The following is a 14,472-nucleotide window of genomic DNA, read 5'->3' on the forward strand; positions in this document are numbered from 1 at the left end:
GATAAGCATTGTGCCATCCGGCTTTTTTGTATGTAGTTAGCGCAGCTGTAATTTTGTCAGACAGGTCTGGCTGTCTTCCATCGTCTTGATGGGATACTCCGCCGTTTTACCGTTGTAACTTACCGCGATTGTGCCTGCCATATTGCGCGGTAGCCATACCCCGACGAAGCCATTTCGACCACTCTTCATCACTTTTTGTACCACCACCTTACCCTTGTTATCCGTCACTTTGACATTGAATGCCTTCTCCGGCATTTCGCCCTGGCAGCCAGAAAGGCTGTGGTTGAAGCAAGGATGTGTTTGCCATTCATAAGGGGCAAATGACAGATAGAACTTGTCACCGAGCGGTAGGGTATAAATCTGATCGCCCGAAGAGAGCTTCAGTTCGGTACTGGTGATTGATGCTGAGTACGGCAGCGGGCGGTTCTGTGGCGACTGGTCAATGGTCTCGACGATTTGCTCGACGGATTTACCGCTGAGCCCGTGTTCCGCCAGAAAAGCAGCTTCCGGAGTTGCTGCGAACGCGCTACCGGTTGTGAGCAAACCTAAAACCAGCAGCAGTGAGGATTTCGACATAGCTTCAATTCCTTGTGAATATTGTGGAATACAGACTGGCTCACTATAAAGCTTGCCCTTAGGGAAAGGTCAAAGGGAGGACGGGTAAAGTAATGCAAAGAAGCGTTTGGGCGGGGAGTCTTGCGAAGTACAGATAAAAAAAATCCCCGCCGTTTGGCAGGGATTCAGAATTTTGAGCTTTTTAAGCTTACAGGCTGGTTACGTTGCCAGCTGCCGGGCCTTTAGCGCCGCTTTCGATGGTGAAGGAAACTTTCTGACCTTCGTCCAGAGATTTGTAGCCATCGTTCTGGATAGCAGAGAAGTGTACGAACACGTCTTTAGAGCCATCGTCAGGAGTGATGAAGCCGAAACCTTTGTCAGCGTTGAACCATTTTACGATACCAGTCATTTTACCGGACATAGTGTATTACCTTTTAAAAAATAAGTGTGCCTTTCGGCGATATGGCGTGCTTTACAGATTTTTTAACAGTAAAGGAAATGCTCACTACGAAGGGTATCAACGATAACTCTTGAAGGGACTTGCCTTACTAACTGCTGTAATGGTCTGTACGTCAAACCGTTGAGGGCATTAACTCATTTTACGCATGTGGATGCAACTACTATTTTCTTTTTTGTGGATAACCCCCTTAAGGGAACGGCCCTTTTACAGGACCGTTCATAAGTAAAATTAAAAAATAGTTCAATCCATCAGTTGCTTACTTAATCTTGGGTCTGCCTGAATCAGGCGCATTAACTTCAATTCGGTATTGGAAGGCTTTACGCGTTTAGACTCCCATTCATGAACCGTCGCGACCGTCACGCCCATCACCCGGGCAAAATCATCTGTTTTTAAACCTGTCCCTCGTCGTAGCTGTTCAAATTCGGTGAAAGGGTTGGTTTTTTGCGTCAGAGTAACCGTCTGCGATACATCTTTAAAAACAATCTGCTCCAGACTGCTCAGCAGTTCAAACATAGGATCTTTGTATTCCATTGAGAACTCCTACAAATCACACAGCGGGATCGTGAATTTCATCGAAGCTCATTAAGAGTAGTCGGAAAAAATGAAGCCGGATTTTAGGTTTGTGTGATGGATTCGTTTCAGCGGATCGGGGTCGACAATCTTTTGCAGGCTAACGAACTGATAAAGGTCGTGATCTGCGAACGATCGATCCCGATTGTAAAGATGACTAAAATATGACGTCGTGTGGTAAATGGCGCATTGTTTAGCAAAACGATGGGTGGCGGGAGCGGTTATTTTCCCCCACAAGATTACGCGGAAAGGGTATCTTGCGGGGCTGACCTGGACTATCCTTGTCAACGTCAGGCACGCGGGTGTCGTTGTGCGCATTTTTGGGTGAAAGGAGTATTAAAATGGCGACAGGTAAGTCCTGCTCTCGCTGGTTTGCGCCTGTTTTGGCGCTCTTAATGGTAGTTGGCCTGAGTGGGTGTTTTGATAAAGAAGGCGATCAACGCAAAGCGTTTATCGATTTTCTGCAGAATACTGCAATGCGTAGCGGAGAGCGTTTACCAACGCTGACCGCCGATCAGAAAAAACAGTTTGGCCCGTTTGTGTCCGATTACGCGATTCTGTATGGCTATTCGCAGCAGGTTAATCAGGCAATGGACTCCGGTCTGCGCCCGGTGGTTGATAGCGTAAATGCGATTCGTGTTCCTCAGGATTATGTGACTCAGCGTGAACCGCTGCGTCAGGCAAATGGTGCGTTGGGCGTATTAGGGCAACAGTTGCAGAATGCGAAACTGCAGGCAGATGCTGCGCATGGCGCGCTGAAGCAGGGCGAGGATCTGAAGCCGGTCTTTGACCAGGTCTACAATAAAGTCGTCACTGTACCTTCAGAGGCGCTACAGCCGCTGATCCCTGCCGCGCAAATCTTCACGCAGCAGTTAGTGCAGGTCGGTGATTTTGTGGCACAGCAGGATACGCAGGTGAGCTTTGTCGCTAACGGTATCCAGTTCCCAACTTCACAGCAGGCAAGTCAGTACAACACGCTGATTGGCCCGTTGGCCTCTCAGCATCAGGCATTTAATCAGGCCTGGACTGCTGCGGTGAATGCCGCTCAGTAATGAAGGCGCTGTAATACATAAAAGGCCGGGTAAGCGTAAGCGCTACCCGGCCTTTTGTTTATGGCGCGACCTGCGGGTTCACGCAATTCTTCTCAACGCGTCCTTGCAGCGCATCGATTAAGTTATCCACCGCACAGGCCGCCATGTTATAGCGCGTTTCATGCGTCGCTGAACCTATGTGCGGTACGGCTACCACGTTTGGCAACGCTAATAACGGTGAGTCTGCCGGTAATGGCTCCTGCTCAAACACATCCAGGCCTGCGGCATGAATTTCCCCGCTTTGCAGGGCGGCAATCAGCGCTTTTTCATCGACCACCGGCCCACGCCCGGCGTTAATGAAAATGGCGGAGGACTTCATTTTGGCAAACTGTTCTGTACTAAACAGATGATGCGTTTCTGCGGTTAACGGCAGGATCAGGCAGACAAAATCGGACTCCTGCAACAGCGTATCGAGGTCGCAGTAACGCGCGTTGAAGCGTTCTTCCGCCTCCTGGTGATGACGGCGCGCGTTATAAAGAATCGGCATGCTAAAACCAAAATGCGCGCGTTGCGCCAGCGCCAGACCAATACGGCCCATGCCGACAATCCCCAGCGTTTTGTGGTGTACATCCGTACCAAACCAGTCCGGCCCGATACTTTTGGTCCACTCGCCAATTTTCACCCGTTCAGCAACTTCTACCACGCGGCGAGCGGTGCTTAACACCAGCGCCATTACCGTATCGGCGACAGTTTCCGTCAGCACGGTTGGCGTGTGCATCAACAGCACCTTACGCGCGTTGAGGGCATCGACGTCGAAGTTGTCATAGCCTACGGAAATCGTGGATGTCGCACGAAGCCTGGGCATCCTCTCCAGCAGGGCGGTATTGACGGCTTCACTGGAACCCAGCAGACCTTCCGCGTTGGCAAAAGCCTCGGCGTGCTGTGCGACCGTTTCCGGGCGCAGGTTAGGCACATGAGTCACAGTAAAATGCTCTTCCAGGCGATGCAGTAAATCGTCAGGTAACGCTTTATAGAGAATAATGGACGGCTTCATGCGAATCTCCGTAAGTTAAAATTTAAGCGTGGCGTGCGCCAATAGGTAATTGCTGATTATTAGCAGGCTTAACAATTAAAGTTAGCCATACTGAGACAAAAAGCGCTACCCCCATAAAAATGTACGAGGCGGATGGGCTGCCGGTTGCGCCATTGAGGTAGCCGACAAACCATGAACCAAAGAATGAGCCTAGCGCGCCCATGCTGTTAATCAGCGCCATTGCACCCCCGGCGACGTTGCGCGGCAGCATTTCCGGGATGATGGCGAAGAAGGGGCCATATGGGGCGTACATTGCCGCACCCGCAATAACTAACAGCGTGTAAGAAATCCAGAAGTGGTCTGCACCCACGGCCCAGGAGCCGATAAAAGCGAAAGCGGCTATCAATAACAGCGGCCAGACAAACAGTTTACGGTTTTGCAGCTTATCGGAGGCCCAGGAGACAAGGATCATCGCCGCCGTCGCCGCCAGATAAGGTACGGATGACAGCCAGCCAACCTCTACCATGCCCAGATTTGCGCCGCCGTTGCGGATAATCGACGGTAGCCACAGGACAAAACCATAGACGCCAATACTCCAGGCGAAATACTGCATGCACAGCAGGATGACGTTACGTGAGCGGAAGGCCTCGCTATAGTTACGCACGGCTTTGATGCCTTGCTGCTCTTTTTCCAGTTGCGCCTGAAGGGCGGCTTTTTCAGATTCTGACAGCCAGCCGACCTGAGACGGTTTGTCTTTTACCAATACCCACCAGCAGAACGCCCAGATGATGGCCGGGAAGCCCTCGATGATAAACATTTCCCGCCAGCCCAGCGCCTGGATCAGATAACCGGAAACCACAGACATCCACAGGACGGTAACCGGGTTACCGAGGATCAGGAAAGTGTTAGCGCGCGAGCGCTCGGATTTCGTAAACCAGTTGCTGATATAAATCAGCATTGCGGGCATCACCGCGGCTTCAACGACGCCAAGAATAAAGCGGATGGCGGCAAGCATTGGAATATTGCTGACCATACCGGTTAACGACGCGCATGCGCCCCAGAGGATCAGACAGACAAAAATCAGTTTTCGTACGCTGCGCCGTTCTGCGTAAATCGCGCCAGGGATCTGAAAGAAGAAATAGCCGAGGAAAAACAGAGCGCCCAGCAGGGAAGAGATCCCTTTGGTAATGCCGAGGTCCTCGTTGATACCGGCGGCGGAGGCGAAGCTGAAGTTCGCACGGTCAAGGTACGCCAGGCTATACGTGATAAACACGATTGGCATAATGTACCACCAGCGTTTTGCTGCATTAGTTGAGCTATTCATAGACTGCCCTCTGGTTATGCTGATACGCCGCCTCTGTATGTAGGGTACAGAGACAGAGTTGGCCGGGAGTTTATTCCCCTAATTGTTCACGTGTGGGTAATCCTTCGCTGTCGCCCTGAACCTGAATGGCCAGTGCGCCGATTTTATTGCCGCGGGTCACCGCCTGATGCAGCGAACGGCCTTCCAGCAGGGCGCTGATAACGCCCACGGCAAAGCCATCGCCTGCGCCGACCGTATCGACCACGTTGTCGACTTTTACCGGTGCAACGCAACCTTGTTCACCGCTGGCTGTTTTGTACCAGGCGCCATCAGCCCCGGTTTTGATTATCACGGCCTTCACTCCGTGACGCAGATAAAAGTCGGCGATGGCTTCAGGCGTCTGTTGGCCGGTTAAAATCATCCCCTCTTTTAATCCAGGTAAAACCCAGTCAGCCTGGAATGCCAGCCGGTTCAGTTTTTCCACCATCTCGGCTTCGCTTTTCCACAGCACCGGACGCAAATTTGGGTCGAACGAGATGGTCTTCCCCTGGGCTTTCAGTGTGCGGGCGGTGTGCGCCAGTAGTTCATAGGCGCTGGCAGAAAGCGCTGCCGCCACGCCGCTCAGGTGCAAGTGGCGCGCGCTGGCGAAATAGTCCTCGTGATAATCCTCAACGCTGAGGTGGCTGGCGGCGGACCCTTTGCGGAAATACTCCACAATGGGATCGGTTCCATTTTCGACCTTAGATTTAAGCTGAAAGCCGGTAGCGTAACGCCCGTCCTGGGTAACTCCCTGCGCATCAATCCCTTCTTTTTCCAGCGACTTAACGATAAAACGACCAAAACTGTCATTGCCTACGCGGCTCACCCAGCCGACCTTCAGGCCCAGACGAGCAAGACCGGTCGCCACGTTGAGTTCAGCGCCTGCAACGCGCTTGATAAACTGTTCTACATCCGTCAGTTCGCCGGTTTGCGTGGCGACAAACATCGCCATCGCTTCACCAATAGTGACCGCATCCAGTGAATTTTTCATGTGTTACTCCTCGCGTAACTGCTCGACGTAGTGGCGGGTAACCGCCGTCAAATCCTGCCCTTCCAGGGGGAACTCAATACCGCGCGGAACATCGTTGGGCAGCGTTTTTAACAGCGCCAGCCAGCGTGAATCTGCTTCATCAGGCGGTACGGCACGGTAGCTATCGCGATGCGTAACTGCGGCTTTGACATGGATATATCCGACGGTTGGCGCCAGGTTCTGCGCGGCCTGTTCCGGGGAGTCGCCAACCCACAGCCAGTTGCCCATATCGAAAGTCAGAGATATCGGCAGGTTTTGCGTCTGACAGGCTTCATTAAAGCGTTGCATCGGCTGCAGGCGTCCGCAGGCGGTCTGATCGTTTTCCACAACCAGCTCCATGCCGCTGTTGTCCAGCCATTCACGTAAATCGTCGAACTGTTCGGTATGGGAAAAATGACCGAGAGAGACTTTTAACCACAGCGCCTGTAGGGCCTGCGCTTCTTCGAGGAGCTGCGGAAGTCGGGGATTCAGGTTCCCATCCTCAAGGAATAACGGTTCAGGCGCTGAATAACAGGCCAGCAGGCCGAAGAGTTCGATTGCAGAGGCCATTGTGGACAGCGTTTTCAGCTCGGCGTCGGTTAATAACTCGCGGCGGATTTCGACGCCGTCAGCACCGGCTTCGGCAATGATGGGCAACATTGCCGTTTGCCCGCCTGCTGCCCGCACCTGGTCGTAGCCGTAGGCGGCGGTAACCACCATAATTTTTCTTTTCATGGAAACTCCAGACTAGCATTCTTGTTATAACGCTAGATGGAACCGGTTCCAAAGAAAAGCTCATGATGTCGAATTTATGATCACCATCACGAAGGAAATTTAACGGGCGGTTGAGCCGCGCACGATCAGCTCGCCGGAGAATACCTGTTCCTGAATGGCAGCAGAGCCGCCATCAATTCGGCGTACAACCTGCTCAACGGCGGTGTAGCCAATCTGCCATGTGGGTTGTTTCAACGTGGTGATACCGACGCCCGCCAGCTCCGCCCATTCCAGTTCGTCAAAACCGAGCAGGCCGATATCGCTGCCCCAGTTAAGGCCAATGCGCTTCAGGGCGCGGGCAACCTGCAGCGTGAGAGCGCCGTTGGCAGAGATAACGGCTTTGCGCATCCCCCGATGCTGCTGGTGAAACTGGCGCAGCGTGTCATCCAGTTGCGTATTGTCCGTTAGCGGGACTTCGGCATTTTGCGCGATAACGCCGGGGTACTGTGCGAGCGTGGCGCGAAAAGCGCTCAGGCGTTCGCGGCGGGTATTCACCATGCCCAGCGGTTCGCTGAGGAACAGGATGGCTTCAAAACCTTGCTCGACCAGATGTTCAGTGGCAACCGTTGCCGCCTGGGTGTTATCCAGCCCGACCATATCACAGGCAAAATCGGGAATTTTACGGTCAATCAGAACCATCGGCAGCGCAGACTGTTGCAGGCGGTTCAGCCCCTCTTCGCGCATTCCAACGGCGTTGACCACAATCCCTTCGACCTGGTAGCTGCGCAGCAGGTCGAGATAATGCAGCTCCTGATCCACTTCGTTGTTGGTGTTACACACCAGCGGGGTAAAGCCCTTATCGCGACAGGCGGCTTCAATCCCGCTTAACACGTTGACGGAGTAGGGATTAGTAATATCGGCGATGATCAGACCAATCAGACGGGTACGACCGTGTTTCAGGCCTCTTGCCATCAGGCTGGGACGGTAGTCGAGATCGGCAATGGCTTGTTCAATGCGGGCCAGTAGCGCGTCGGAAAGCAGGTGCTTTTCACCGTTGAGGTAGCGTGAAATGCTGGTCTTGCCGGTTTTTGCGGCTTTCGCCACATCGCTGATGGTTGCCCGTGTTGATTTGCTCATCGCTGATTTCCCTAAATTTGGTGACAACACCTTAACGCGAAAATCAACGATGGCAAGTGCTTCATGCCGGATAAGACGCTGCCATTATCCGGCACAAAACGTTACTGGAGCGGGCTTAAGGTGATCTCTACGCGGCGGTTTTGCGCTTTACCTTCCGCCGTGCTGTTGCTGGCGATCGGATTTGCCGGGCCCATACCCTGAGTGCGGATACGGTTAGCGGCGACGCCTTGAGTGATTAAGGCGCTGGCCACGGAGTCCGCGCGCTGCTGCGACAGGCGCATATTCAGATCCTGACTGCCGGTGCTGTCGGTGAAGCCGAGCACGTTGACGGCGGTTTTATTGTACTCTTTCAGTACCATTGCCACGCCGGTCAGGGTGTTGGCACCCGCAGGTTTCAGGTTGCTGCTGTTGCTGTCGAAGGTGACGTTATTTGGCATATTCAGGATAATGTTATCGCCACTGCGCGTCACGCTGACGCCCGTCCCTTGCATTTTGTCGCGCAGTTTTGCTTCCTGCACGTCCATGTAATAGCCGACACCGCCGCCAACGGCCGCGCCAGCCGCCGCACCAATCAGCGCGCCTTTGCCGCGATCTTTCTTCGAAGAAGAGAGTGCGCCAATACCCGCGCCGACCAGAGAGCCAATACCCGCGCCAATGCCGGATTTACCCGCTTCGCGTTCGCCGGTGTAAGGGTTTGTTGTGCAGCCAGAAACCGCCAGGGCGCCGCTCACGATGGCAGCAATAACAAAAACACGTTTCTTCATCTTAATTCCTTAATGACTTTTTCTTCTTTGCCACAGCGACCGTGGCGGTTGATTATGACGTGTGAACATGAAGAAAATTCCAGGGAACACTCTGAAATTTGTAAGTAACATTGAACGGCATAATAAATAAGCCGTCACATCGCATTCAGGAGCGCCATCTTGGCTAATTCACCCGCACATTACTCGGTGCTAACCGCCGCCCACTGGGGACCTATTCTCGTCGAAACCGATGGCGAGACGGTTTTCTCCTCTCGCGGCGCGCTGCCCACCGCCCATCCCAACTCTTTGCAAACCGTGGTGCGCGACCAGGTACACAGTAAAACGCGGGTACGTTTTCCCATGGTGCGTAAAGGCTTTCTCGCCTCGCCGGAGGATCCGCAGGGGGTGCGCGGGCAAGATGAATTTGTTCGTGTCAGTTGGGACGACGCGCTGAATCTTATCCATACGCAGCATAAACGCATCCGTGACAGCTACGGGCCGGCCTCGATTTTTGCCGGTTCCTACGGCTGGCGTTCCAACGGCGTGTTACACAAAGCCGCAACCCTGTTACAGCGTTATATGGCGCTGGCGGGTGGTTATACCGGGCATCTGGGGGATTACTCGACGGGCGCTGCGCAGGCCATCATGCCGTACGTGGTGGGCGGTAACGAAGTTTACCAGCAGCAGACCAGTTGGCCGGTGGTGCTGGAGAATAGCGAAGTGGTGGTGTTATGGAGCGCCAATCCGCTGAATACCCTGAAAATTGCCTGGAACGCCTCCGACGAGCAGGGCCTCGCTTACTTTGAAGCACTGCGTGGCAGCGGGAAGCGGTTGATCTGTATCGATCCGATGCGATCGGAAAGCGTCGATTTCTTTGGCGAGAAGATGGAATGGATCGCTCCGCATATGGGGACCGACGTGGCGCTGATGCTGGGTATCGCGCATACGCTGGTGGAAAACGGCTGGCACGACGCGGACTTTCTTGCCCGTTGTACGACCGGATATGACCGTTTTGCCGACTATCTGCTGGGCAAATCTGACGATGTTGCAAAAACGGCAGAATGGGCTGCGGGAATTTGTGGTGTTCCGGCGGCGAAAATACGTGAACTTGCGGCGATATTTCACCAAAACACCACCATGCTGATGGCGGGGTGGGGTATGCAACGCCAGCAGTATGGCGAGCAGAAACACTGGATGATTGTCACGCTGGCTGCCATGCTCGGGCAAATCGGGACGCCTGGCGGCGGCTTTGGGCTGTCGTACCATTTTGCCAACGGCGGCAACCCAACGCGCCGTGCTGCGGTGCTGGCTTCAATGCAGGGCAGCGTTAAAAACGGCACCGACGCGGTAGATAAAATCCCGGTGGCGCGAATTGTTGAAGCGCTGGAGAACCCCGGTGGTTTTTATCAGCACAACGGTATGGACCGCCATTTCCCGGACATCCGTATGCTGTGGTGGGCAGGCGGCGCCAACTTCACCCATCATCAGGACACCAACCGCCTGATCCGCGCCTGGCAAAAACCGGAGCTGGTGGTTATCTCGGAGTGTTTCTGGACAGCCGCAGCGAAGCATGCCGATATCGTGCTACCGGCGACGACGTCTTTTGAGCGTAATGATTTGACCATGACCGGCGATTACAGCAACCAGCATCTGGTGCCGATGAAGCAGGTTGTATCGCCGCAGGATGAAGCGCGAAATGATTTTGATGTCTTTGCCGAGCTGAGTGAACGCTGGGAGAAGGGCGGGTATGAGCGATTTACCGAAGGCAAAAGCGAGCTGGAATGGCTGGAGACTTTTTACAACATTGCCGGGCAGCGTGGGGCTAGCCAGCAGGTGACGTTGCCGCCATTCACCGAGTTTTGGCAGCGGAATGCGCTGATCGAAATGCCAGAAAACGCCGACAGCGCGGAGTTTATCCGTTTCGCGGATTTTCGCCGCAACCCACAGGCGCATCCGCTGAAAACGGACAGCGGTAAAATTGAAATCTACTCCGCGAGGATTGCCGGTTACGGTTACGCGGACTGTGCGGGGCATCCGATGTGGCTGGAGCCGGATGAGTGGTTCGGTAACGCCGAGCCGGGCCAGTTACAGCTGCTTTCCGCCCATCCGGCGCACCGTTTGCACAGTCAGCTAAATTACAGCGCGTTGCGCGAACAATATGCGGTAGCGGATCGTGAGCCCGTCACGATTCATCCGCAGGATGCCAAAGCGCGCGGTATTGCGGATGGCGACACGGTCAGGGTGTGGAACCAGCGTGGGCACGTTCTGGCGGGAGCGGTCGTGACGACGGGAATTAAACCCGGTGTCATCTGTATTCATGAGGGCGCCTGGCCTGATTTGGATCTCGCCGCCAACGGTATTTGTAAAAATGGCGCCGTCAACGTGCTGACCAAAGATCTCCCCAGCTCGAAGCTGGGGAATGGCTGCGCGGGCAACACTGCGCTGGCGTGGCTCGAAAAATACAGCGGACCAACGTTGACGCTTACGGCGTTTGATCCGCCTGCCAACCCATAATCCACGTGGGATGGTGAGTCTCTTCCTGCCATGCGCCATCTTCAATGCGAAAACCCAGCGCATGGTAGAAGTTCACCGCTGATTGATTCTTCTGGTAGACCTCGAGGCTGAGTAACGAAAAGCGCTGCTGCACATGCTGCACCAGCGCTTTGCCGATCCCGCTTCTGATGGCGGCAGGCGCGACGAACAGCGCGCCGAGAAAACGGTCGTCAATGACGCTGGCAAAGCCTTTGAGCACCCCTTCTTCTTCCCATACCCAGGTTTGTGCGGCTGGCAGGTAAACATCCCGCACGATGGATTCACTTTCGCGCCAGTAGCGTTCTTCGATAAACGGATGGGCATGGATCGTGCTTTCCATCCACAGCGCCAGAATCGACGGTAGATCGTCAGCCTTTGATTCACGAATCATGTTGTTCTCCCGGGTAACAGATACAGCTGGTGACATGGTCGTTGACCAGGCCGCATGCCTGCATAAAGGAGTAACAGATGGTGGTGCCGACAAACTTAAATCCGCGTTTTTTTAACGCTTTAGACAGTGCATCTGACGCCGGTGTAGAGGTGGGGATATCACTCAGGTTGGCGGCGCGGGTCAGTTGCGGTTGGTTATCAACAAATGACCAGACGAACTCGCTAAACGATTCTCCGTTTTGCGCCATGGTCAGAAAGGCGCGAGCGTTGCCGATAATGGCCTGAATTTTTCCTCGATGGCGAATAATGCCGGCATCCAGTACCAGTCTTTCCACATCTTCTTCGGTCATGGCCGCCACTTTTTCCGGGTCAAAATAGTGGAAGGCGTGGCGATAATTTTCTCGTTTCTTTAGCACGGTGATCCATGATAAACCGGCCTGTTGGCCTTCCAGACAGATCATTTCGAACAGCTTGTTGCCATCTGTTTCGGGGACGCCCCATTCCTTGTCGTGGTAGGCAATGTAAAGTGGGTCCTGGCTGACCCATCCGCAACGCTGCATATTCTTCCTCGCTGTTTTTACTGGCGTAAAAATTTCATTCGGCCCGCCTTGACGCGCCAGCTAAAAAGACAATATTTAATACAGGGCCTGATGGGCCCGATATCCTTCACACAATGACAATAATATCGCCGAATTCGGCTCTTTTCTGGAGTCGCGTTGATGATTATAAGAAACAGTAGTGGTCGCCAAAGGTTAACTCTGGCGAGCGTCGTAGTTTGTGCGCTGTTCATCAATACAGCATATGGCTGGCAACAAGAATATATCGTTGATGCGATGTCAGGGCATACGGCTGAACGTTATACATGGGACAGCGATCACCAACCACGTTATAACGACATTCTGGAAGAACGTATTCGCTCCACTCAAAACGTGGCGGGTCCCGTGGTGAATCTGGCGGATGAAACGCCTATGGATGCGACCAGCGGCATGAGTATGGGCTGGAACTTTCCGCTTTCAAGGCAGGTGATGACCGGTCCGGTGGCCGCGCTGCATTATGACGGTTCGACCACGTCTACTTACAACGAATTTGGCGATAGCGTGACGTCGGTAACGCAGAACGATCCGCTGTGGCATGCCAGCGTCAGCACGTTAGGCTGGCGAGTCAATTCTCAGTTCGGTGATGTGCGACCGTGGGCGCAAATCAGCTATAACCAGCAGTTTGGCGAGAATATCTGGAAAGCGCAGTCGGGCCTCAGTCGCATGACGGCGGCGGGTCAAGACGGTAACTGGCTGGATGTTACCGTTGGCGCAGATATGCTGTTGAACCGGCACATGGCGGCTTACGCGGCGCTTTCGCAGGCGGAAAATAGCGCCAATAACAGCGACTATATGTACACCATGGGAGTGAGTGCCAAATTTTAACGCAAAAAATCATCAGCTAAACATCTCCGTTACATATTGAGAGCAGCAATCACACGCCCCTCAGCGATAGCGTGTACTAACTCTTACGATAAAATTCAGTAACCCGACTTTTTGTCTCGTCATTCATTCCGCATTCCAGGCATTTCATTCCGTCCTGGCGGCATTTCATGCCGTTTTCTCCTGGCCATAAAAGCGCTTCGGTATGGTTGTTGGCAGAGAATTTCCCATTTTGCTTATGCAGGAAGACTGCCATGAAAACTTCTGACTATCAGCGTACTCGCTGGCTAACACTGATCGGCACGATTATTACCCAATTTGCTTTAGGTTCTGTTTATACCTGGAGCCTGTTTAATGGCGCGCTCTCTTCTAAGCTCGATGCGCCGGTCAGTCAGGTGGCATTTTCTTTTGGCCTGCTGAGCCTCGGGCTGGCGATTTCCTCTTCCGTTGCCGGCAAGCTGCAGGAACGTTTTGGCGTGAAACGCGTCACCATGGCCTCCGGTATTTTACTCGGCGTCGGTTTCTTCTTAACCGCCCATTCCAACAGCCTGATTATGCTGTGGCTGAGCGCTGGTGTGCTGGTTGGTCTGGCGGATGGCGCAGGTTACCTGTTAACGCTTTCCAACTGCGTAAAATGGTTCCCTGAGCGTAAAGGGCTGATTTCCGCCTTTGCCATCGGTTCTTATGGCCTTGGCAGCCTCGGTTTTAAATTTATCGACAGCCAACTGCTGAGCACCGTGGGCCTGGAAAAAACCTTCATGATTTGGGGCGCGATCGTACTGGTGATGATCGTCTTTGGCTCCACGCTGATGAAAGATGCGCCGAATCAGGAAGTGAAAGCGAAGAATGGCGTGGTTGAGAACGACTACACCCTGGCGCAGTCCATGCGCAAACCGCAGTACTGGATGCTGGCAGTCATGTTCCTGACGGCGTGTATGAGCGGTCTGTACGTCATTGGCGTGGCGAAAGATATCGCACAAAGCCTGGCGCATATGGATGTGGCGACGGCGGCGAATGCGGTTACCGTCATTTCTATCGCGAACCTGTCGGGTCGTCTGGTGCTGGGGATTCTGTCCGATAAAATCTCCCGTATTCGCGTGATCACCATTGGTCAGGTCGTTTCGCTGGTCGGTATGGCTGCACTGTTGTTCGCGCCGCTGAATGACGTAACCTTCTTTATGGCAATTGCCTGTGTCGCATTTAACTTTGGCGGCACCATCACCGTATTCCCGTCACTGGTCAGCGAGTTCTTCGGTCTGAATAACCTGGCTAAAAACTACGGTGTTATTTACCTGGGCTTCGGTATCGGTAGCATTTGCGGTTCCATTATCGCCTCGCTGTTTGGCGGGTTCTATGTGACCTTCTGCGTTATCTTTGCGCTGTTAATCATTTCGCTGGCGCTTTCTACCACTATTCGTCAGCCACAACGTAGCGTCTATACCGAGGCGCACGCCTAAATCTATTAGTAGTATGATTAATACCTGGCGCATATATTTACAAAAATTTATGCGCCATTTTCATTCTCTATAAGCACTTTT

The 14,472-nt window shown here is 53.5% G+C and carries 15 protein-coding genes; 4 read left to right on the forward strand and 11 right to left on the reverse strand.

What is annotated here, in order from left to right; translation table 11 throughout:
- Nucleotides 1-36 precede the first annotated feature (36 nt).
- The 3 genes from cueP to OGV52_RS09805 all read right to left on the reverse strand — a co-directional run bounded on the left by cueP (nucleotide 37) and on the right by OGV52_RS09805 (nucleotide 1,546).
- Nucleotides 37-576 (reverse strand): copper-binding periplasmic metallochaperone CueP, encoded by a 540-nt coding sequence (gene cueP / locus OGV52_RS09795; RefSeq protein ID WP_049282790.1) that lies wholly within the window; start codon nucleotides 574-576, stop codon nucleotides 37-39.
- 187 nt (nucleotides 577-763) lie between these two features.
- Nucleotides 764-976, reverse strand: coding sequence for a transcription antiterminator/RNA stability regulator CspE (gene cspE / locus OGV52_RS09800; protein ID WP_000014594.1), 213 nt, complete (start codon nucleotides 974-976; stop codon nucleotides 764-766).
- A 279-nt stretch (nucleotides 977-1,255) separates the two neighbouring features.
- Nucleotides 1,256-1,546: an HTH-type transcriptional regulator gene (locus OGV52_RS09805; protein ID WP_016157726.1), complete on the reverse strand. Its 291-nt coding sequence runs from the start codon at nucleotides 1,544-1,546 to the stop codon at nucleotides 1,256-1,258.
- Nucleotides 1,547-1,926: 380 nt separating this feature from the next.
- Here OGV52_RS09805 and OGV52_RS09810 point away from each other — a divergent pair, with 380 nt between their 5' ends.
- On the forward strand, nucleotides 1,927-2,637 hold the full coding sequence (locus tag OGV52_RS09810) for a DUF3053 domain-containing protein (protein ID WP_016154915.1): 711 nt from the start codon (nucleotides 1,927-1,929) through the stop codon (nucleotides 2,635-2,637).
- A 58-nt stretch (nucleotides 2,638-2,695) separates the two neighbouring features.
- On the opposite strand, the gene ghrB is transcribed toward OGV52_RS09810, so the two are convergent.
- From ghrB to OGV52_RS09840, 6 genes are all read right to left on the reverse strand, one after another.
- Nucleotides 2,696-3,670, reverse strand: a complete 975-nt coding sequence (gene ghrB / locus OGV52_RS09815) for a glyoxylate/hydroxypyruvate reductase GhrB (RefSeq protein WP_016154914.1) — start codon at nucleotides 3,668-3,670, stop codon at nucleotides 2,696-2,698.
- 22 nt (nucleotides 3,671-3,692) lie between these two features.
- Nucleotides 3,693-4,973, reverse strand: a complete 1,281-nt coding sequence (locus OGV52_RS09820) for an MFS transporter (RefSeq protein WP_003827389.1) — start codon at nucleotides 4,971-4,973, stop codon at nucleotides 3,693-3,695.
- 70 nt (nucleotides 4,974-5,043) lie between these two features.
- The gene (locus OGV52_RS09825; protein ID WP_141875769.1) at nucleotides 5,044-5,982 is read right to left on the reverse strand and encodes a sugar kinase; all 939 of its coding nucleotides are present in this window, start codon (nucleotides 5,980-5,982) and stop codon (nucleotides 5,044-5,046) included.
- Between the two features lie 3 nt (nucleotides 5,983-5,985).
- A complete protein-coding gene (locus OGV52_RS09830) occupies nucleotides 5,986-6,735 on the reverse strand; it encodes a sugar phosphate isomerase/epimerase family protein (protein ID WP_287108438.1) in 750 nt (249 codons plus the stop codon).
- Nucleotides 6,736-6,834: 99 nt separating this feature from the next.
- Nucleotides 6,835-7,851 carry a LacI family DNA-binding transcriptional regulator gene (locus OGV52_RS09835; RefSeq protein WP_005133828.1) on the reverse strand — a complete coding sequence of 339 codons (1,017 nt, stop codon included), beginning with the start codon at nucleotides 7,849-7,851 and terminating at the stop codon, nucleotides 6,835-6,837.
- Between the two features lie 101 nt (nucleotides 7,852-7,952).
- Nucleotides 7,953-8,615 (reverse strand): OmpA family lipoprotein, encoded by a 663-nt coding sequence (locus OGV52_RS09840; protein WP_016157720.1) that lies wholly within the window; start codon nucleotides 8,613-8,615, stop codon nucleotides 7,953-7,955.
- Nucleotides 8,616-8,774: 159 nt separating this feature from the next.
- Between OGV52_RS09840 and OGV52_RS09845 the strand changes: the two genes are divergently transcribed.
- Entirely contained in the window at nucleotides 8,775-11,108 is a 2,334-nt protein-coding gene (locus OGV52_RS09845) for a molybdopterin guanine dinucleotide-containing S/N-oxide reductase (RefSeq protein WP_287108439.1), read from the forward strand.
- Here the strand turns inward: OGV52_RS09845 and OGV52_RS09850 are convergent.
- Complete coding sequence (locus OGV52_RS09850) at nucleotides 11,077-11,517, reverse strand: N-acetyltransferase (RefSeq protein ID WP_016157718.1); 441 nt, start codon at nucleotides 11,515-11,517, stop codon at nucleotides 11,077-11,079. The two genes, OGV52_RS09845 and OGV52_RS09850, sit on opposite strands and share 32 nt — an antisense overlap.
- The gene (gene tag, locus OGV52_RS09855) at nucleotides 11,507-12,076 is read right to left on the reverse strand and encodes a DNA-3-methyladenine glycosylase I (protein WP_103766982.1); all 570 of its coding nucleotides are present in this window, start codon (nucleotides 12,074-12,076) and stop codon (nucleotides 11,507-11,509) included. The genes OGV52_RS09850 and tag overlap by 11 nt, the downstream gene beginning before the upstream one ends.
- Nucleotides 12,077-12,235: 159 nt before the next feature.
- Between tag and OGV52_RS09860 the strand changes: the two genes are divergently transcribed.
- Entirely contained in the window at nucleotides 12,236-12,937 is a 702-nt protein-coding gene (locus tag OGV52_RS09860; protein ID WP_016157717.1) for an autotransporter outer membrane beta-barrel domain-containing protein, read from the forward strand.
- 251 nt (nucleotides 12,938-13,188) lie between these two features.
- On the forward strand, nucleotides 13,189-14,391 hold the full coding sequence (locus OGV52_RS09865; RefSeq protein ID WP_016154906.1) for an L-lactate MFS transporter: 1,203 nt from the start codon (nucleotides 13,189-13,191) through the stop codon (nucleotides 14,389-14,391).
- Nucleotides 14,392-14,472 lie beyond the last annotated feature (81 nt).

The organism is Citrobacter sp. Cb041, from assembly GCF_030336655.1.
Lineage (GTDB): Bacteria > Pseudomonadota > Gammaproteobacteria > Enterobacterales > Enterobacteriaceae > Citrobacter > Citrobacter braakii.